The following is a 16,688-nucleotide window of genomic DNA, read 5'->3' as shown; positions in this document are numbered from 1 at the left end:
CGCGGCGCGTTTCCGGCTCTTTCCGTTTCCGTGTTTTCTGTGATACAGATCGGGATATGTTCTGTGATACACGGGCGGGGAGCGCACCTTGGTAAGGCAGGAAAATCAGGATCGCTTTCTGCTCTTGCGGGACGGCGTCTACTATTACTGGCGGCGAGTCCCGAAGGTCGTCGTGCATCTCGAAGACCGTGCGCCGGTGATCCGCCAATCCCTGAAGACGGACGACCTCGCGAAGGCCAGGGCGCAGCGGGACATCCTCGAAGAGGCCGACAACGTCCTATGGGCGTCGATGCTCACGGACGGCAAGACCGACGCGGCGATGGCCGCCTACAAGGTCGCTAGAGCCCGTGCGGAGGCTCTAGGGTTCGCCTACCGCCCGAACTTTGAGCTTGCGCAGCTTTCACTCGAAGAACGCATCAGGCGCGTCGCTGCGGTCTCTGATCTGCGGACGCCAGTGGCCGTCGAGACGGCCGTCCTGGGCGGCGTGGACCGGCCACGGGTCAAGGTCAGCGAAGCCTTCGAGATTTACTGCAATGAGGTCGCGGCCGTCGAGATCGTGGGCAAGAGCGAAGAGCAGAAGAAGTCGTGGAAGAAGGTCAAGAAATACGCCGTCGAAGTCTTCACCAAGGTCGTCGGCGAAGACCTCGCGATGGAGGACATCACGCGCGACCACGCCAAGAAGATGCACGACCACTTCAAGGGGATGATCGCGCCGAAGGACGCGAAGGCGGCGAAGAAGTCGGCCTCGCTCGGCAAGCGCCGCATGGGCGACATGAGCATTCTCTACAAGCGCTACTTCGCCCATATCGGCGTCGAGGGTAGGCCCAATCCATTCGAGGGTCTGACCTTCAATCAGAAGTTCAAGAAGAGCCGTCTGCCGTTCCCGATTGAGTGGGTGCGCGACGTGATCCTAAAGCCCGGCGCGCTCGCGGGCCTGAACGACGACGCGCGCCATATCGTCTTGGTCTGCATCGAGACCGGCGCTCGCCCAATCGAGCTACGCTACCTGCGGAAGGATCGCATCAAGCTCCACGACAAGGTGCCGCACATCCTTGTCGAGCCATCGTTCGATCCTGACGAGCCGCATGAAGTGAAGACCGTCTCGTCGGTCCGCCGCATCCCATTAGTCGGCGTCGCGCTCGAAGCGATGAAGCTCCACCCTGACGGCTTCGAGCGCTACCGGGAAAACGGCAACACGCTGTCGGCGACCGTGAACAGCTTCCTCAAGGAGAACAAGCTACAGCCGACCGGCAAGGAAACGCTCTACGGTTTCCGGCACACGTTCGAGGATCGCCTGAAGGAAGGCAGGATCGACGACGAACTGCGGAAGATTTTGATGGGGCACAGCATTGACCGCGAAAAGTATGGGTCGGGCGGATCGCTGAAGCTGTATCAGGAAGAGTTGATGAAGATCGTCTATCCGTTCGATCCGGCTATCGTCTGACACGGCGCAGAGCGCGTGTCATCGTGCTCTCTTGCGCTTTCAATCTCTCAATGTCAGCCTCGAAGCTCTCGAAGAGCGGAAGATAGACTTCTCCGCCTTGCGGCGCTCGCTCCATCGCGATAGCAAGCCGGTCGAGGCAGCGTTCGAGCAGTTCGATTGTGATCTCGCCATCGGCCGAAATCTTGCCGATGGCGTTGTCGTTGGCGGGCTTTCTCATGACACAACCACTTCGAGGTTGATCGGCACCGCGTTGAACGATGCGGGATCGCGCGGACGGTCAATGACCTCCATCACCTGGGGCGACGTATCGCCGGTCGAGACCGCCGCGAGCGCAACAAACTCGTCCGACACCGCGCAGCTATGGCCGGGCTCATGAGGCGCGAGCATTGCGACGGCGAGATCGACCGCGCGCTTCAAAGCGTCGCGCTCCGCGATCAGATCGCGAAGCGCCTGAGACGCGCCGGTCTGATGCTCGGCACCGAGCAGTTTCCAAAGATGCGCCAGCGCGATCTTCGCCAAGTATTCGCCGGGCGTCGTGTCCGCCTGAAGGATCGAGTTCACTTCGTCGATGACCTTGAACCGCTCTTGCAACTTGACGTGCTCAACGAGCAGCGCATCGTATTTCTTACCCATTGATCTTCCCCAGGTCGATTCCACGGATTGCATATTGGTCGAGCACGACTTCGCGGAGCACATCGGTCAGACCATCGTTCGAGCCGAGCGACTTCGCACGGTCGAGGTAGTCAAGCAGGAACGTGCCGCGCTCGATCTCGACGGCGCGGTGCATTCCACATTCGAGCGTGTCGCGGATGTGGCGCACGCGGGCGGCCCGAGTCCAACTCATGATCGCTTCCTCTTGATCTCGACGACGACGCCGCGCATGCGCTTGGCCTGCTTCGCAGCAAGAGCAACGCGGCGCTCTTCTGCCTTCGCCGGATCGACCGCGTCCCGGCGAAGTTGTTCCTTCAGCGCTTCGTTTGCGCGGCGGTCCATCACGCAACATCCAAGACCGGGAGGGTGACGTTGCGCGTGACGTCGCGCACGCCAGCGATCACGGCGTCGATCCGCATGTTGATCTCGAACGCGCGGAAGCGAGCATCGAGCAGAGCGAGCGCGACGGAGTCGACGTCCGGCGTCGCATTGCGCGATCTGCACGCCTCGATCATGCGCTGGGTGGTGATGTCGTTGATGTCAGTGAGCGACATTGGTCGGTGCCTCTTGCAAGAGTGAATGTTGGTCGGGGTGTATCGTCGGCCGTTCTTTTCGCTTGCCCTTGAAGCGCACCGGCCGCACCGCAGTCGGGTCGCGCAAGAAGGGGAAGCGTTCGTGGATGCCGGTGACGATCTCGATCAGAGCCGTCACCGTCTGCGGCATGGTCAGGCCGAGCTTGTCGGCGATGGGCTGAAGCTCGGCGCGGACTTCCTCGGGCAGAACCTTCGCGCGGGGCACCGCGACGAAGTCCCACCCCAGGAAGCCGAGCACTGCTTCGAGAGACTCGAGCCCCGGCTTGTTCTTGCGCCGCCACGCCTTGATCGAAGCGCGGCGGACGCCAGAACCTTCCTCGGTCTCGTCATAGGTGACGCGGAGCCGCGCCATCTCTGCGAAGACGAGCTTCACGTGAGGACCGACGCGGTCCGGCATCGTCACCGTGCGCCGGTTGGCGCGGTCGCGAGTGCGAGTGCTCATGCGGTAGCTCCCCACGGTAGCGCGCGCGATGCGCCTCCGCGAACCGGCACAGGCTTCGTGCGCAACATTGCATCCTTGCATCCGCAAGACGTGACGCGGCCCTCTCGCAGGTCCCGCTCGCTAACGGACTTGGTTCGGCCGCAGCAACACGAGCAGACCCACCTACGGCCTGCGCTTCCGCTCTCGTCTTCGGCGAGGACAGACAGGTAGCCGAACCGCTGGCCGGTCAGGTTCTCGTATCCGGTCAGAACGCGGGGGCTGCCACTAAGGCAGCCGCAAGACTTCACGCTGCCGAATTTGGCGCGAAGGTCCGCTTGCGGGACGATAGTGTTGTTGCCGCACTCACATCGGCAAAACCAGTTTGCCCCGCGTGCCCCCCAGGACACCTTCTCGATTGCCGTCAAGCGACCGAACACCGCCCCGGCAATGTCGATGGCCTGCGGTCGGAGATGACCGCAGGACTTCGTGTGCCCGCTCATGAGCAGGTTGCTCTTGACGAAGGTCTCTTCGCCGCACGCGCAGAGACACCGCCAAAGCGCCTTTCCGTGCCGCGTCCCGCACCGCTCCTTAGCGGTCAGTTCGCCGAACGCGCGCCCCGTCAGATCGACGAACTTACTCATGCTGCGGACCCGACGCGAGTTCGGTCGTGATGTTCATCATGGCGATGACGCCGGTCAGATGCTCGTCATCCGCCTGGAACATGATGCGACGATTGCGATGATCGGGATGGAGCGCAATGCTGCTCGCCCGGAACGAGTTGAGCATCGTCTTCATGAACATGCCGTTGATGCCGAACGCAGCGATCTCGCCGTTGATCGTCGCCTCGACAACGTCCACGCTGCCGCCGGTCTGGCTGCCGACCGCGATCACGAAGCCGTCTTCCGAACCGGCGCACTGCAAGCGGTGGCCCAATTCTTTCGAGGCGAAGGTTTCGAGCAGAGCGACGGTGCTCGCACACGATTCGCGGCTGACGACGATGCTCTCGGCCGCCGGGCTCGAAACGAGCGGCAGGTAGTTCGGATAGGTGCCGACCAACAGCGAAGAGCAGAAGCGAGTCGCGTCGGTATAGAAGAAGACCGAGTTGGCGTTGACGATGACGTTCACAACGTCGGCGCTGCGATAGAGCCGCAGCACGGCGTTGACGGTCTCGGCCGACAAGATCACGCCGGGGCGCTTGTCGTTCATCGGCATGTCGTCGGCACCGTCCGGCGCGGGGACGGTCGCCTTGAACAGGATCGTGCCGGTGGTGCCAACGGCGGCGAGCCGCTTGCCGTCGTCGGCAACGTGAAGGAAGACGCCCTGCATGGGCGAGTTGGGCACGGTCGAAAGCGCCTGGGCGGTGTGGCCGAACAGCCGAACGAGGTCGGAGCCTTCCAGCGCGAACTGAGCGCCGTCCATGGCGTAGTCGCGAGCAGGCCAGTCTTCAGCGGCGAGCGTCGGGAAGGTGGTGCGGGACCGGCCTGCCTTGGCGATCAGTTCGTACTTCGCCGTGTCCATGGTGAAGGTGACATCGACGCCCTTCGGCAGACGATCCACGACGGCCTTCAGCTTCATCGCATCGACGGTCGTCGCGCCGTTGGTTTCGACTTCGCATGCGCCGGTCGCTTCGACCATCATCTCGAAGTCGGTCGTGGCAATGGAGATCGCGCCATCCTGCGCGATGATGCGCGCGTTGTTCGCGATGACAGCGGGCGAGTTCTTTGGTGCGCTGGATACGCCGCGCGTTACAATGTCGGCGAGAGTGTCACGGTTGATCTTGAACTTCACAGAAGGCTCCCTTGCTTGGTCGTGTGAAAATGGCGCTCGCTGCCGGCGTGCGCCTTGCACTCGTCAACGGACGGAAATTTCGGATGGGTGAAGAGTCGCAGCCGGTGCATCGCGTCATCGTGCAGACCGGCGCGGATCACCGCGTCGATCTCGTCACGGATCGCGATGGCTTCGAGCGTCGCGAGATGGCGGCGAGCGACCATCGAATCGCCGACGCTCAACGCGGCGTGCGCGCGCAGAAGCGCGAGCTTGTCGGTCGGCGAGGGCTCACGCATGGGCGGGAGCCTTCGTCTGATCAATCGCCTCATAGATGTTGAGCGGCAGAAAGTAGCGGCTCGGAAACTGCACGCGACCAAAGGCGCGCAGCTTGAAGGGGCGGTTTTCGAGGATGGCGCTATCGAGCGCTGCTTGCATCCCGCTCGACCATCCCCGATCCGTGTAGAAGACCGAGTAGTGGGCGGCCTCGCGCCAAGCGAGACCGAGCGCGATCCCCAGCGCGCGCTCATCCGGCTTGGTGTCGTCGAGAACCTGAGTGAGCAGAAGGTGCGATGCCTGGGCGCTCTCGCCGCGCAGTGCGCAATCCTTCAGGCAACGCCGCGCATAGGCGACGTTGTCGTTGACCGCCCCCGCGTAGGGCGACTCCAAAACTACTAATTTGATGCTTTGCATGGTCCGTTGCCTCTCCCGAGTGGCAACGGACCATATGAACTTCTATCCGTTATGTCAACGGACTGCGACGGATGGCGACGGATAAAACAATCGAACTAATTCAAACTAATTCACAAGAACCGATGATGCGTTCCAGCGCCTTCACCTGGGAACGGGGGATGTCGATGTCGGCTTCCCCGTTGAGGCATCGCACTGTGATCTTGTCGGTGGAGATCGTGACGATCTGCCGAATCGCAACGCGGTCGTCGTTTTGCCGCACTAGCGCGAAGCCTCCATGCACGACGGGCTTGCTTGGGCTCACAACGACAACTTCACCGATACGGTAGCGTGGGGCCAAGCAGTCGTCGGGAACAGTGATGGCGTAGGCATCGCCGTTCGAAGTTATCGACGAGGTCCATGATGTCCGACGATCTGCCCTCAGAGCGAAGAAGCCGTCAGGATCGGTCAAGCCGATCTGGAACAATGGAATCGCTGCGGCGGGAGAGGGGACTTCAGCCGCGACGGTTTCGCGCATTAGGAGCAGATTGGAAGGTGGAAGGTTTCGGGGGCTGCTTTGAGTGCCGAAGAAATAGTCGGCGTCAGTGTCCAAAACAGTTCCAAGCTTAGCAAGTGTTTCGCGCGTTGGATTTAGCGAACGTCCCGAAAGAATGTCGTTCGCATATGTGAGTCCTAGCTTCGCTCGAACCGAAGCCTCTCTTCCCGATAGTCCAGCGGCCACTAGACGTTCCGCAATCCTCGCCTTGATGGTTTCGAGCGCCGGATGCGCTTTGGCGCGCTTCTCATCTGCTCGCGACTTCATTCCCAACCCCCTACGCACTTTGCTGATCACCATTCCGATAGCCCCTTAATCTCTAAACTAGCTGTCTCGGGATCGCCACTCGACGACAAATGCCCTGTTACCAATGTCCGGCGACGGATCGTCCGATGAATTATGTTCATCATCCGTTACCGTCCGTTGACATCCCTAACTCTGTCCGTTACAGAAAGTTCAACGGTTTCACGGAAAAGTTGCCAACTGATTCGGCATAAAGCCGGATAGGCGACGGATGTCAAGCGGTATCGACGGATGGAATTGGTTAACGAAACGAAAGAGGCACTGGTCGCGCGCGTCGGGGCGCTCGAACAGAGATTCGCCGATCTGCGCAACTCTATGCGCGCGTCCGCCGCTCTGCCCACCAACTGGCGGTTGACCCCCAAGGAACGTGATCTCTTCTTGTCTCTGCTCGCGAACGACACCGTCACGAAAGAGATGGCGATGCTCGTTCTGTACGGCACTGAAGATCGCCCGGATCACAGCGTCGCGATGTTCATGTCGCGCATCCGGTCGAAGACCGAGCCCCATTCCGTGAAGATCGAGACGATCAATCGCACCGGCTACCGGCTTGTTGACCGGCTGGTCTGGACGAAGACTTTGAAGCTCGACGCCGTCGAGCACTAACCGGGGAGCCACATGGCAATCTCACTTAAGGGCAGCGTCAAGAAGAAGTCGGCTGCCGAAGACCAACCGATCATCACGATCTATGGCGTGCCGAAGATCGGCAAGTCGTCGCTGGCTGCGGAGTTTCCGCGGCCGGTGTTCATTCAGACGGCGGCTGGCGAAAGCGTCCCGGCGGGCATCGTCGCGGACACCATCGAAGTCCGCAACTACAACGACCTCTGCGAAGCCATCGGCGCGCTCGTCAACGAAGAGCACAACTACGCCACGGCGATCTTCGACTCGACGACCGGCTTGGAGAACATCATCCGCGCCGAAGCGTGCGCCCGCAACGGTTGGAAGACCATCGAAGAGCCCGGCTATGGCAAGGGCTACAAGATCGCGGCGACGATCTTCCTCGAATACATCGACGGCATCATGACGCTGCGCTCGCATCGGCAGATGGCCGTGGTGCAACTCGGTCACTGCGATATCAGCCGCTTCGAATCGCCGACGACCGATCCGTACTCGCGCTATCGCGTCAATCTGCACAAGGACGCCGCCGACATCATCGAAGCGAACAGCGACGTGATCGCGTTCCTCAACTTCAAGGCTTCGATCAAGAAGGTCGATGCGGGCTTCAACAAGCAGCTTACGCACGCTGAAGGCGGTGGCGCGCGTTGGATGTTCCTCGAAGAGCGTCCCGGCTTCATCGCTGGCAACCGCTTCAGCATGCCCCCGGAGTTGCAGTTCAAGAAGGGCGAAGGCTACGCGGCGCTCGCCAAGTTCCTGCCTGCGCCTCTCGCTGAAGCCGCCTAACCACCAACCACCACCGAACACTCGAACGCCATAGGAGATAAACATGGCACAACTGAACGTGAACCTCGCCGACGTGAACGAAAAGGACGCGGAAGGCGGTGGCGGACAAATCATCCCGCGCGACCGTTATTTGCTCAACATCGTCGAAGGCGAGGTCAAGCGTAACTCGAAGAACACCGGCGATCTGTTCGAGTACAAGGCGGAAGTCGTCGAGGGCGATTTCGCTGGCGTGAAAATCTTCGGCAACATCAACGTCACCCATCAGACCGTGACCGCGCAGAAGATCGGTCAGGCTCAGTTGGCGGCGCTCGCCGAAGCGACCGGCATCGGCAAGGCCAACCTGACCGACACCGATCAGCTTCTGTTCCAGCCGTTCTATGCTGACCTCGATGTCGAGACCTACAAGGGCCGCGACGGCAGCGACAAGGAACGCATGACGGTGAAGAAGTTCATCCACGCGGGCAATGCGAACGAGCCGCCGCCGAGCAAGGCCGCTGCGAACGACAACGTGAAGGCCAACTCGGCCGCCAACGACAACGTCAAGCAGACCCAGGCGACCGCCACCCAGGCGACGAAGCCTGCGCCCGCCGCCGGTGGCGGTGGTCGGCAGATGCCTTGGCAGCGCACCGCCTAAGACGCGACTAACGCCGGGGCTTCGGCCCCGGCACCTTCTTCCTCCCCCTGACAATTCAGTCTGCAAAACGTGCTTCGGCGCGAACGATAGAGGCTTGCCTGATGGCCCCGCTGCCGAGACCCTTTAGCGCCACCACCGAAGCCATCTATGCGGCCTATGCAAAGTCGCGCAGCCAAGCTTGGGACTCTCTCGGCATCTCGATATCGCTGCTAGGCGAAGAGTGCGAGCGCGCGCTTTGGTACACCTTTCGCTGGGCCTCGAAGCCCGAAGTGATCGACGGCCTGAAGGCCATCACGTTCGAGACCGGCGAGATCGAAGAGACGCGGCTGCTCAATGCGCTGCGCATGATCGGCTGCGAAGTGGACGAGTTCGACGCGCGCGGCAAGCAGTATCGCGCCACGGCGGTCTCGGGCCACGTTCGCGGCAAGACGGACGGCAAGGTGCTCGGCCTGCCGGAAGCGGCTGCGACTTGGCATGTCGTCGAAGCCAAGTCGATGAAAGACACCTATTGGGACAAGGTGAAGAAGCTCGGTGTTCGCGAGGGCTACTTCACGCACTGGGTTCAGTTGAACACCTATTGCCATCTCTTCGGCTTCGAGCGCGGCCTTTACATCTGCCGGAACAAGAACACCGGGGAAGTCTACAGCGAGCGCATCGAGACGGACCACGCTGAAGCGATCCGGCTGCTCGCTCGCGCTGAGCGGATTATCAAGTACGCGAACCCGCCGCCGCGTCTGCACGACGATCCCAACGCGAAGATGGCCTTCAAGTGCCGGACGATGTGCAACCATCTTGCCAACTGTCATGAGCATTCGTTCGCTCGCATTTCGTGCCGGACCTGCATTCACGCGTCGCCCGAGATGTTCGGCGACGCCGCTTGGTCGTGTGCCCGTTGGAACAAGCCGCTCTCGCTCGCCGAGCAGAAGCAGGCGTGTCCCGCGCATCTCTTTCTCCCGTCGCTTGTCCCAGGCGAATTGATCGACGCGAGCGATGAAGAAGAGTGGGCGCTTTACACGCTGCATGACGGCCGCGAGTGGCGCGATGGCGTGAAGCCTGAGCCCGAGCGTCGCTACTGGCACCACCCCGAAAGCGGCAGCCTGTTCGCCACGCTCCCCGGCGAACCCGATCCTCGCGACACCGAACCCCTCTGCGAAGAGATCACCTTCGCCGAGTTCATCCGCCTGACTGATCACTACGCAGCGCAAGGGGAATAACGCGCATGTCCGCCTATCCGTTCAAGACCCGCTTCATCGAGACGATGCGCGGTCAGTGCATGTTCTTCCTGCCTGGGCAATCCGGTATGCGAGGCTTCGTCTGCGGCGCGCCGACGACTAACGAGAAGTCGTTTTGCGATTGCCATCACAAGGCGACGCATCAGCCGATCAAGAAGGGGAAGATCACCTTCTTCGACCTGTCGGCCGGATCGCGCGACGACGACACCGACTATGAGCCCGATCTGACGGAGGTTCTTCAGTGAGCTTTCCGTTTGTCTATGGCGATCCGGCTTGGATGTTCGAGACGTGGAGCGAGGAAGGCAAAGAGCGCTCGCCTGAAGAGCACTATGACTGCATGCCGTTGAACGAGATCAAGGCGTTGCCGGTGCGCGAGATCGTGCCGGAAGACGCTGCCTGCGGCTTGTGGGTGATCGACACGATGATCCCCCAGGGCATTGAAGTCCTCAATGAGTGGGGCTTCGAATACAAGACGATCCTGTTCTACTACGTGAAGGTCGGCCGTGCTCTGCGCCCGCACATGGGCATGGGCTATTGGACGCGCGCGAATCCCGAGATTTGCCTGTTCGGCACGCGCGGCAAACCGAAGCGCAACGGGAAGGGCGTTGAGCGCCTGATCCTCGACCTCGATCCGAACGACAAGACCATCCTCGCACCGCGCGGCGAGCACTCGGCCAAGCCGCTCGAAGCCTACAACCGAATCGAACGTCTGCTCGATGGCCCGTACATCGAACTGTTCGCGCGCCACGCTCGCGCCGGTTGGCATCAATGGGGCAACGAAGTCGGCAAGACCGGCGGCACCCCGAACCTGTTTCATCTGCCCGGCCATCCGGCTCGCGCAGCTAACGACAATTCACTTTTTGGCGCTGCTCTCTGATGGCGTTCAAGCTTCGCTATTATCAGCGCGACTCAATCGACGCTGTCTATGACTATTGGTCGGAAAAGCCGGACGGAAACCCGCTGATCGTGATCCCCACCGGCGGCGGCAAGTCGCCGGTGCTCGGCACCATCACAGAAGAGTTGATCGGGTTCGAGCCGCAGACGCGCATCGTCATGGCTACGCACGTCTCCGAACTGATCGAGCAGAACTACGCCGAGCTTATGGGCCTTTGGCCGTTCGCCCCGGCTGGCATCTTCTCGGCTGGCCTGGGCCGCAGAGAGGCGCACGCGCAGATCGTCTTCGGCGGCATTCAGACAATGTGGCGGCACGCGGCTCGCATCGGCCACGTTGACCTTCTGATCATCGACGAAGCGCACATGCTGCCGCCGGACGCGCAGACCATGTACGGCAAATTCATCGCCGCGCTGAAGCTGATCAATCCGAAGATGCTGATCCTTGGCCTGACCGCCACGCCGTATCGCACCAACTCGGGCATGCTCACGGATGGCGACGACGCGATGTTCGACGCCATCGTTTACGAAATCTCGATCCGCGAACTGATCGAGAAGGGCTTCCTTTGCCCGTTGGTCTCGAAGGCCACGGCCACCGCGACGACGATGATCGATCTGAGCAAGCTTCGCCGATCTGGCGGCGAGTTCACCGACAAGTCGTTGAAGGCGGTGTTCGATCAGGGCGAGGTCACGAAGGCGGCGGTCGATGAAATCATTGGCTACGCCGCCAGCAACGAGAGGCCGCGCCGGTCATGGCTTCTGTTCTGCGCTGGCGTCGATCACGCATTCAGCGTTCGCGATGCGATCCGCGAGCGCGGCTATTCGTGCGAGACGGTCCATGGCGGCATGGAGAAGGGCGAGCGCAACCAGATTCTCGAAGACCTCAAGTCCGGCAAGCTCACGTCCGTCACGAACTTCGGCGTGCTCACGACCGGCACGAACATCAAGCGCCTCGACCTGATCGCTCTGTTGCGCGCGACGGATAGCACGCAGCTTTACGTCCAGATGTGCGGACGCGGGACGCGGCTCCTGGGCGACACTTACGAAGAGTCCGTCCGCAACGGCAAGGAAGACTGCCTCGTTCTCGACTTCGGCGGCAACGTCCGGCGTCACGGCCCCATTGATCGGGTCACGATCAAGAAGCCGGGGAAGGGCGGGGGCGAGGCCCCGGTGAAGGAATGTCCGACGTGCCATTCGTTGATCTTCGCCGGTCTTAGCGAGTGCCCGGATTGCGGTCACAAGTTCGAGCGCGATGTCGAAAAGAACATCAAGCAGACCGCCGACGTGACGCCGATCATGTCTACGTCGAAGCCCGATTGGGTGGCGGTGAAGCGGCGCACGTTCTATCGCCATGACAAGCCGGGTGGCACGCCGAGCATCCGTGTCGAGTATCTGTGCGGCTCCGTCTCTCACAAGGAATGGATTTGCCCCGAGCATAAGGGCTATGCGCGCATGAAATTCGAGAAGTGGTGGAAGCAGCACGGCGGCAATGACGATGCACCGTTCTCCATCGCCGACACCTTCACGCGCGCCAAAGAGCTTCGCGAGACGGCCGAGATCATGATCAAGGCGAACGGCAAGCATTGGGAGATCGTCGCGCGCAAGCTGGGCGAGATCGCGCCGGAAGGTCAGTCGCATTCGGTCGTCGCAGCGCCGCCGCCGAACCGTGACGACATGATCGCGCGCAACTTTGAACTGAACGGGAAGCCGCAAGAGGCGGCAGCGTACCGCGCTCAAGTTGCCGCGAAGCCGAAGCCTTGGGCGACCAACCCTCCCGTGGCGAACGACAACAACCGGGCCGTGATGCCTGGGTATCAGAAGCCCGTCGCGCAGATTCGCACCACGGCTCCATGGAATGCGCAGATCACGCCGCCGCTGATGCAGACGCGCGCGCCTTGGGACAACACCGATCTCGACGACGACATTCCGTTCTGAGGGGGACGATCATGGGGAACAACTTTCACAAGGCGATACGGCGCAATGAGTCGTATCAGAAGCTAAGCGCCTACCTGACGGCGCACGGCTACTCGTTCGAGCCGTTGATGGCGGGGAAGCATCCGTATGTTGTTGTGCAGCTAGGCGAGGGGAAGTCCTTCAAGTTCTTCTTCCCGTCGAGCGCCGGTGATGTCCGGTCTGCCGACAACTGCGTGTCGCAGATGAAGCGCGCGATCCGTCAACGTCTAGCGAGCAACGACAACAATGCGCGTGTTTGATCCTGAACCGATTTGCTGCGGCGTCTGCCGCCGCGAGGCAACCGGACTTGGCTACGCCCCGAAGGGTGGCAAGCCGATCCTTTGGCTCTGCGAAGAGCCCGACTGTATCTCACTAGGAAAGGCCGTCTTCCACATGCCGCCGAAGTCTCTGACTGCGACCGAGAACCTTGCTCTTCAAGACGCTGGCGCTGACGCCGGTGCGTACCTTGAACGCCTGGGCAAGTTCAACCTGTCCGAACTGAGCGAGAAAGAGTGGGGCAACTTCCTGTCCACCATCCTCAATTCATACGGCGAGAACATGCGCAAGCGTGTCGCCGCTGGCACTGCCCCGTTCTAAGGATTCACGCTGATGATCGACTCGCCATTCACCCAGGCCGGACCGGGACTCTATGAGAACGGCTATAGCCCGATCCCGATTATGCCGAACAGCAAATTGCCGGGCACCTATGCCGACGAAAGCTGGAAGGCCGCGAACGGCTGGAACGACTACTGCACCACGCGCCCGAGACAGTTGCAGATCAACTATTGGTCGAAGTGGCCGAACGCCGGTGTCGGCGTGGCCTGCGGCCTTGGTCTGATCTGCATCGACATCGACTTCGAGCCCGCAATGGATGCGTTGCTCGAAATGCTGCCGCACTCGAACGTGCAGAAGAAGGGCCGCAAGGGCATCTCGCTTTTCTATCGCGGTAACACCGACGCAATCCGCTCGCGCAACTTCCGCACCCCCGAGCGCGTCGGGCTTGTCGATCTGCTCGCGGAGGGCAAGCAGACCGTGTTGCCGCCCTCGATCCATCCCGACACCGGCGAACCCTATTATTGGTGGACCGATGACACGCTGCTCGACGTGCGCCTCGATCAACTGACCGAGTTGCCCGATGACATCGCCGAGCGCATCGGCGAAGTCCTGAAGGCGTATGGCTATGATCCCCAGGCGGATCGGCGCTCTGAGCCGCCGAGCGAGGTCCCCGATGTCAGCCAGTACCATTCGACGGACTTCTTCCGAAAGCTGAACGAAGACGCGCTGGCGAACCTCCATGCGTGGGTCGGCAAGCTGGCGCTGCCGAAGGGCCGTTGGCTCGGGGCCAAGTATCGCGCCGTCGCTCCGTGGCGTTCGTCCGGCTCGGGCCGCGCCATGGCGAAGCGTCATCCGAACCTGTCGTTCGATCCGAGCGGCATTCAGGACTTCGGCACCATGGAGACCTTCACGCCCATCAACGTCGTCATGAAGTCGATGGAGCTTGGCGAGGCGCAGCGTGACGCGGCCGTGCAATGGCTGGGCGAGCAGCTTGGCTATAACTTCGGCGTCGAGATCGACCTGCGCTCGCGCCGGAAGGAAGCCGCGCAGATGGCGGAAGCCGCCGAGCGCGACAAGGCCCGGATCGCGGCGCGAGAGAAGGCCATCCTTGAGGCCGCGCCGAGCATGGAGCCGGGTTCGTGGGTCGAGCGCCAGATGGCGGCCGGGGTTACGCCGTGGGTCAAGGCCAACCCGCAGCCCTATGAAGTTGCGATGCTCGCAATGGTCACTGGCGTGCCCGCTACGGTGCCTGCGGAGCCCGCTGGCGAGGCCGCTGAAGATCCTTCTACGGATGCCGACCACAATGAAATCACGCCCACGATGGGGGAATTGGAGGCCCTGTGCCATCCGCCGGGATTGGTCGGGGACATCATGGATTGGATCGCCGCCTCAACGTCGAGTCCGTCGCGTCCGCTCGCCCTGGGACCGGCGCTAGGCTTCGTGGGGACGCTCGCTGGGCGGCATCACGCGGGGCCTACCAATCTCCGCACCAATCTCTACATCGTCGCCCTGGCCCCCGCTGGCTACGGCAAGGACCATCCTCGCAAGGCACTGTCCCGGCTGGCTGTGGAGTCGGGCCTCGATCGCTATCTCGGGCCGGAAGGCTTCCTATCCGACTCGGCGCTCCGCAAGACCATCGAGCACAACCCGTCGCAGTTGTCGCTCATGGACGAGTTCGGGGCCTTCATCGCGAAGATCATGGACCGGCGCGCCGGGACGCATCAGTCGAGCATTCGTCAGATGCTCATGCAGATGTTCACTTCGGCGGACTCGCTCTACAAGGGCACCGCGTCGGCGGCCGAAAGCGCCGTGCCGATCTATAACCCCAACTTCTCGATCTATGGCACGTCCACGCCTCACGACTTTTGGCCGTCCATGTCGGGCAAGGGTATCTCGGACGGCTTCCTGCCGCGATGGCTTGTCCTCACGATCACCGGCGACCCGGCGGACGGCGTCGAGCCGAAGGCGACGCTCGAACCGCCGACCAAGCTGATCGAGGATTGCCGGGCGATCATCACCCACAACGGGGCTGGCAACCTGGGCGACTCGTCGTCGCGTCCGATCCTGCGGCCCCGCGTGGCCGATTGGGGCGTCGGTGCGAAGGAACGGTGGATGGAGTTGCGCTTGGCGTTCAGGCGGCGAGGGGAGGCGTGCTCGCCCGACCTGGCTGCCTTGTGGACCCGCACCATGGAAGTCGCCCTGCGCGTCGCCCATATCGTCGCCATCGGCGTCGATCCTATCCGGCCGGTGCTCACGCGCGATCTGGTCGATTGGGCGGCGAAGCTGATGGAGCTTTCGACCCGGCACTGCATCGTCGAGGTCAGCGACCGGCTGGCCCTCAACGACAAGCAGGCCGAGTACCTGAAGGTCCGCCGCTGGATCAAGGAAGCCGGATCAGACGGCGTGACTAGCTCAACGCTGAAGAAGATGGTCAACGGCGAGTTCGACCTGCGCCGCCTGAACGACATCACCCAACAGCTTCTCGAGTCCAAGCAGATCGAGCAGCGGTTCGCCTCGACCAAGACCGGCGGCCGTCCGTCGCACCGTTGGTTCGCGGTGTGAGCCCCCATGCAACTGCAAACTAGCTTGCAACCTTGCATTGGTCTGCTATGAGGCTGTCGCGCTCCCAAGGCTCCGGCATCATCATGCCCCCCGGCCCGATGCTGGGGCCGCGGGGCGCAACTAATCCCAGACTTAGGCCCGGCCGCAACTGCGTCTGGGCCTTTTTTCTTACACCCCGCCGAAGGCTTTGGATTGCGTTGATGTGTCTACGGTGCCGATCACCGCAAGCACTCCATCAATGAAGGCTTGGCATTCAGCATGGGTTTTGTAGCTCCCCCTGTATTGCCCAAATAGGAAGACGGTTCGCCCCCGCCCCTTTCCGTAGAAGTATTGGCCGACCTGCCGACCGCGCTCGTCCTTGAGTTCAAGGCTGTCAAGGGTTTGCACGATCTTTAAGTCTACCTCAGGAAGGTTGATCTTCACGTCAGTCTCCAACTCTCTTCTGCACGCATTTTTCGCTCGTCGCTGTTGCGCGCAGGTAACATTTCTTGGCGCGACTCTTAGGCTATATCGCACCTCCTAGTTGATTGCACCCTGTCGCTTTGCACCCTCGCCAGGACCATCCGAGCACAAAAAAAAGCCCGCTCGAAGCGGGCTAATTCCATTCAAGTTGTGGACGGCTACTAGCCGTCTTGAGGGAAGGTCGCGGCGAAGCGCTGGGCCGCGAGAGACTCGGGCGAGATGTGCGGGAGGGGTTTGATCGTGCGGCGGACGTAGTGCTCGAAGTGTTGAACCGGGAGTTCCATCATCGAGACCTCGGTATTGCCGATAGACGACCCACCGACTGCCATCGTTCCGATCAATCCGGCGGCGATCAACGCCGGAATCTTCATCATCCTCAATGCATCTGCCTTGCGGTGCTCGTTTGCGTAGAACTTGAGCGCTGCGGCACACGTCGCCATATCAGTCGGCCCAAGAGTCACTTCTTCCCCAGTGCTCAACGCTGATGCAAGCGCGAGCACGTCGCCCCGGTTATTCACGATTGACGGTCCTTTTCTGTCGGGCAGCCCCCGACGATACTGGCTGGGTGTGATGCCACCCAAGGCGCAGATTCTCTCTGCG

23 protein-coding genes are annotated in these 16,688 nt (G+C 61.7%); 11 read left to right on the top strand and 12 right to left on the bottom strand.

The genetic code is table 11. The features are described 5' to 3' along the window. The first annotated feature begins 88 nt into the window (after positions 1–88). A complete protein-coding gene (locus IVB46_RS01035) occupies positions 89–1,444 on the top strand; it encodes a DUF6538 domain-containing protein (protein WP_166342220.1) in 1,356 nt (451 codons plus the stop codon). Here IVB46_RS01035 and IVB46_RS01030 read toward each other — a convergent pair. The 10 genes from IVB46_RS01030 to IVB46_RS00985 all read right to left on the bottom strand — a co-directional run bounded on the left by IVB46_RS01030 (position 1,434) and on the right by IVB46_RS00985 (position 6,365). After that, positions 1,434–1,661, bottom strand: a complete 228-nt coding sequence (locus IVB46_RS01030) for a hypothetical protein (protein ID WP_247314844.1) — start codon at positions 1,659–1,661, stop codon at positions 1,434–1,436. The genes IVB46_RS01035 and IVB46_RS01030 overlap by 11 nt on opposite strands. Further along, complete coding sequence (locus tag IVB46_RS01025; RefSeq protein ID WP_247314843.1) at positions 1,658–2,077, bottom strand: hypothetical protein; 420 nt, start codon at positions 2,075–2,077, stop codon at positions 1,658–1,660. The genes IVB46_RS01030 and IVB46_RS01025 overlap by 4 nt, the downstream gene beginning before the upstream one ends. After that, a complete protein-coding gene (locus IVB46_RS01020; protein ID WP_247314842.1) occupies positions 2,070–2,288 on the bottom strand; it encodes a hypothetical protein in 219 nt (72 codons plus the stop codon). The genes IVB46_RS01025 and IVB46_RS01020 overlap by 8 nt, the downstream gene beginning before the upstream one ends. Continuing rightward, entirely contained in the window at positions 2,285–2,440 is a 156-nt protein-coding gene (locus IVB46_RS01015) for a hypothetical protein (protein WP_247314841.1), read from the bottom strand. Before IVB46_RS01015 ends, IVB46_RS01020 begins: the two co-directional genes overlap by 4 nt. Further along, the gene (locus IVB46_RS01010) at positions 2,437–2,649 is read right to left on the bottom strand and encodes a hypothetical protein (RefSeq protein ID WP_247314840.1); all 213 of its coding nucleotides are present in this window, start codon (positions 2,647–2,649) and stop codon (positions 2,437–2,439) included. Before IVB46_RS01010 ends, IVB46_RS01015 begins: the two co-directional genes overlap by 4 nt. Further along, positions 2,636–3,130 (bottom strand): hypothetical protein, encoded by a 495-nt coding sequence (locus IVB46_RS01005; RefSeq protein WP_166342216.1) that lies wholly within the window; start codon positions 3,128–3,130, stop codon positions 2,636–2,638. The genes IVB46_RS01010 and IVB46_RS01005 overlap by 14 nt, the downstream gene beginning before the upstream one ends. A gap of 612 nt (positions 3,131–3,742) precedes the next feature. Next, positions 3,743–4,897, bottom strand: a complete 1,155-nt coding sequence (locus IVB46_RS01000) for a DNA-directed DNA polymerase (RefSeq protein ID WP_247341659.1) — start codon at positions 4,895–4,897, stop codon at positions 3,743–3,745. Beyond that, positions 4,894–5,172 carry a hypothetical protein gene (locus tag IVB46_RS00995; protein WP_247314837.1) on the bottom strand — a complete coding sequence of 93 codons (279 nt, stop codon included), beginning with the start codon at positions 5,170–5,172 and terminating at the stop codon, positions 4,894–4,896. The genes IVB46_RS01000 and IVB46_RS00995 overlap by 4 nt, the downstream gene beginning before the upstream one ends. Then, on the bottom strand, positions 5,165–5,566 hold the full coding sequence (locus IVB46_RS00990; protein WP_247314835.1) for a hypothetical protein: 402 nt from the start codon (positions 5,564–5,566) through the stop codon (positions 5,165–5,167). The genes IVB46_RS00995 and IVB46_RS00990 overlap by 8 nt, the downstream gene beginning before the upstream one ends. Positions 5,567–5,666: 100 nt before the next feature. Beyond that, positions 5,667–6,365: an XRE family transcriptional regulator gene (locus IVB46_RS00985; RefSeq protein WP_247314833.1), complete on the bottom strand. Its 699-nt coding sequence runs from the start codon at positions 6,363–6,365 to the stop codon at positions 5,667–5,669. Between the two features lie 267 nt (positions 6,366–6,632). Here IVB46_RS00985 and IVB46_RS00980 point away from each other — a divergent pair, with 267 nt between their 5' ends. From IVB46_RS00980 to IVB46_RS00935, 10 genes are all read left to right on the top strand, one after another. Beyond that, entirely contained in the window at positions 6,633–7,004 is a 372-nt protein-coding gene (locus IVB46_RS00980; protein WP_247314831.1) for a helix-turn-helix domain-containing protein, read from the top strand. A 12-nt stretch (positions 7,005–7,016) separates the two neighbouring features. Next, a complete protein-coding gene (locus IVB46_RS00975) occupies positions 7,017–7,799 on the top strand; it encodes an ATP-binding protein (protein ID WP_208087364.1) in 783 nt (260 codons plus the stop codon). 43 nt (positions 7,800–7,842) lie between these two features. After that, positions 7,843–8,433 carry a DUF669 domain-containing protein gene (locus IVB46_RS00970; RefSeq protein WP_247314829.1) on the top strand — a complete coding sequence of 197 codons (591 nt, stop codon included), beginning with the start codon at positions 7,843–7,845 and terminating at the stop codon, positions 8,431–8,433. Between the two features lie 101 nt (positions 8,434–8,534). Further along, on the top strand, positions 8,535–9,647 hold the full coding sequence (locus IVB46_RS00965) for a hypothetical protein (RefSeq protein ID WP_247341656.1): 1,113 nt from the start codon (positions 8,535–8,537) through the stop codon (positions 9,645–9,647). Between the two features lie 5 nt (positions 9,648–9,652). Continuing rightward, complete coding sequence (locus IVB46_RS00960; protein ID WP_247314825.1) at positions 9,653–9,910, top strand: hypothetical protein; 258 nt, start codon at positions 9,653–9,655, stop codon at positions 9,908–9,910. A 32-nt stretch (positions 9,911–9,942) separates the two neighbouring features. Continuing rightward, positions 9,943–10,542: an MT-A70 family methyltransferase gene (locus IVB46_RS00955; RefSeq protein ID WP_247314846.1), complete on the top strand. Its 600-nt coding sequence runs from the start codon at positions 9,943–9,945 to the stop codon at positions 10,540–10,542. Next, positions 10,542–12,491, top strand: a complete 1,950-nt coding sequence (locus IVB46_RS00950; protein ID WP_247314824.1) for a DEAD/DEAH box helicase — start codon at positions 10,542–10,544, stop codon at positions 12,489–12,491. The genes IVB46_RS00955 and IVB46_RS00950 overlap by 1 nt, the downstream gene beginning before the upstream one ends. 11 nt (positions 12,492–12,502) lie before the next feature. Then, positions 12,503–12,769: a hypothetical protein gene (locus IVB46_RS00945; protein WP_035675166.1), complete on the top strand. Its 267-nt coding sequence runs from the start codon at positions 12,503–12,505 to the stop codon at positions 12,767–12,769. Next, entirely contained in the window at positions 12,756–13,106 is a 351-nt protein-coding gene (locus IVB46_RS00940; RefSeq protein WP_247314823.1) for a DUF6511 domain-containing protein, read from the top strand. The genes IVB46_RS00945 and IVB46_RS00940 overlap by 14 nt, the downstream gene beginning before the upstream one ends. A gap of 12 nt (positions 13,107–13,118) precedes the next feature. Next, complete coding sequence (locus tag IVB46_RS00935) at positions 13,119–15,626, top strand: bifunctional DNA primase/polymerase (RefSeq protein WP_247314822.1); 2,508 nt, start codon at positions 13,119–13,121, stop codon at positions 15,624–15,626. Positions 15,627–15,794: 168 nt separating this feature from the next. Here IVB46_RS00935 and IVB46_RS00930 read toward each other — a convergent pair whose 3' ends face one another. Both IVB46_RS00930 and IVB46_RS00925 read right to left on the bottom strand, forming a co-directional pair. Beyond that, the gene (locus tag IVB46_RS00930) at positions 15,795–16,049 is read right to left on the bottom strand and encodes a hypothetical protein (RefSeq protein WP_247314821.1); all 255 of its coding nucleotides are present in this window, start codon (positions 16,047–16,049) and stop codon (positions 15,795–15,797) included. Between the two features lie 200 nt (positions 16,050–16,249). Further along, the gene (locus IVB46_RS00925) at positions 16,250–16,669 is read right to left on the bottom strand and encodes a hypothetical protein (RefSeq protein WP_247314820.1); all 420 of its coding nucleotides are present in this window, start codon (positions 16,667–16,669) and stop codon (positions 16,250–16,252) included. Positions 16,670–16,688 lie beyond the last annotated feature (19 nt).

The sequence above is a fragment of the Bradyrhizobium sp. 61 genome (genome assembly GCF_023073075.1).
In the GTDB taxonomy this organism is placed as follows: Bacteria; Pseudomonadota; Alphaproteobacteria; order Rhizobiales; family Xanthobacteraceae; genus Bradyrhizobium; species Bradyrhizobium barranii.
This window is presented reverse-complemented; position numbering and strand designations above follow the sequence as displayed.

Excerpts from the sequence above, each read along its gene's own strand:
- IVB46_RS01030 (WP_247314844.1), bottom strand. The coding sequence starts at position 1,661 with ATGAGAAAGCCCGCCAACGACAACGCCATCGGCAAGATTTCGGCCGAT.
- IVB46_RS01025 (WP_247314843.1), bottom strand. The coding sequence starts at position 2,077 with ATGGGTAAGAAATACGATGCGCTGCTCGTTGAGCACGTCAAGTTGCAA.
- IVB46_RS01020 (WP_247314842.1), bottom strand. The coding sequence starts at position 2,288 with ATGAGTTGGACTCGGGCCGCCCGCGTGCGCCACATCCGCGACACGCTC.
- IVB46_RS01010 (WP_247314840.1), bottom strand. The coding sequence starts at position 2,649 with ATGTCGCTCACTGACATCAACGACATCACCACCCAGCGCATGATCGAG.
- IVB46_RS01005 (WP_166342216.1), bottom strand. The coding sequence starts at position 3,130 with ATGAGCACTCGCACTCGCGACCGCGCCAACCGGCGCACGGTGACGATG.
- IVB46_RS00995 (WP_247314837.1), bottom strand. The coding sequence starts at position 5,172 with ATGCGTGAGCCCTCGCCGACCGACAAGCTCGCGCTTCTGCGCGCGCAC.
- IVB46_RS00990 (WP_247314835.1), bottom strand. The coding sequence starts at position 5,566 with ATGCAAAGCATCAAATTAGTAGTTTTGGAGTCGCCCTACGCGGGGGCG.
- IVB46_RS00985 (WP_247314833.1), bottom strand. The coding sequence starts at position 6,365 with ATGAAGTCGCGAGCAGATGAGAAGCGCGCCAAAGCGCATCCGGCGCTC.
- IVB46_RS00980 (WP_247314831.1), top strand. The coding sequence starts at position 6,633 with ATGGAATTGGTTAACGAAACGAAAGAGGCACTGGTCGCGCGCGTCGGG.
- IVB46_RS00975 (WP_208087364.1), top strand. The coding sequence starts at position 7,017 with ATGGCAATCTCACTTAAGGGCAGCGTCAAGAAGAAGTCGGCTGCCGAA.
- IVB46_RS00970 (WP_247314829.1), top strand. The coding sequence starts at position 7,843 with ATGGCACAACTGAACGTGAACCTCGCCGACGTGAACGAAAAGGACGCG.
- IVB46_RS00965 (WP_247341656.1), top strand. The coding sequence starts at position 8,535 with ATGGCCCCGCTGCCGAGACCCTTTAGCGCCACCACCGAAGCCATCTAT.
- IVB46_RS00960 (WP_247314825.1), top strand. The coding sequence starts at position 9,653 with ATGTCCGCCTATCCGTTCAAGACCCGCTTCATCGAGACGATGCGCGGT.
- IVB46_RS00955 (WP_247314846.1), top strand. The coding sequence starts at position 9,943 with ATGTTCGAGACGTGGAGCGAGGAAGGCAAAGAGCGCTCGCCTGAAGAG.
- IVB46_RS00950 (WP_247314824.1), top strand. The coding sequence starts at position 10,542 with ATGGCGTTCAAGCTTCGCTATTATCAGCGCGACTCAATCGACGCTGTC.
- IVB46_RS00945 (WP_035675166.1), top strand. The coding sequence starts at position 12,503 with ATGGGGAACAACTTTCACAAGGCGATACGGCGCAATGAGTCGTATCAG.
- IVB46_RS00940 (WP_247314823.1), top strand. The coding sequence starts at position 12,756 with ATGCGCGTGTTTGATCCTGAACCGATTTGCTGCGGCGTCTGCCGCCGC.
- IVB46_RS00935 (WP_247314822.1), top strand. The coding sequence starts at position 13,119 with ATGATCGACTCGCCATTCACCCAGGCCGGACCGGGACTCTATGAGAAC.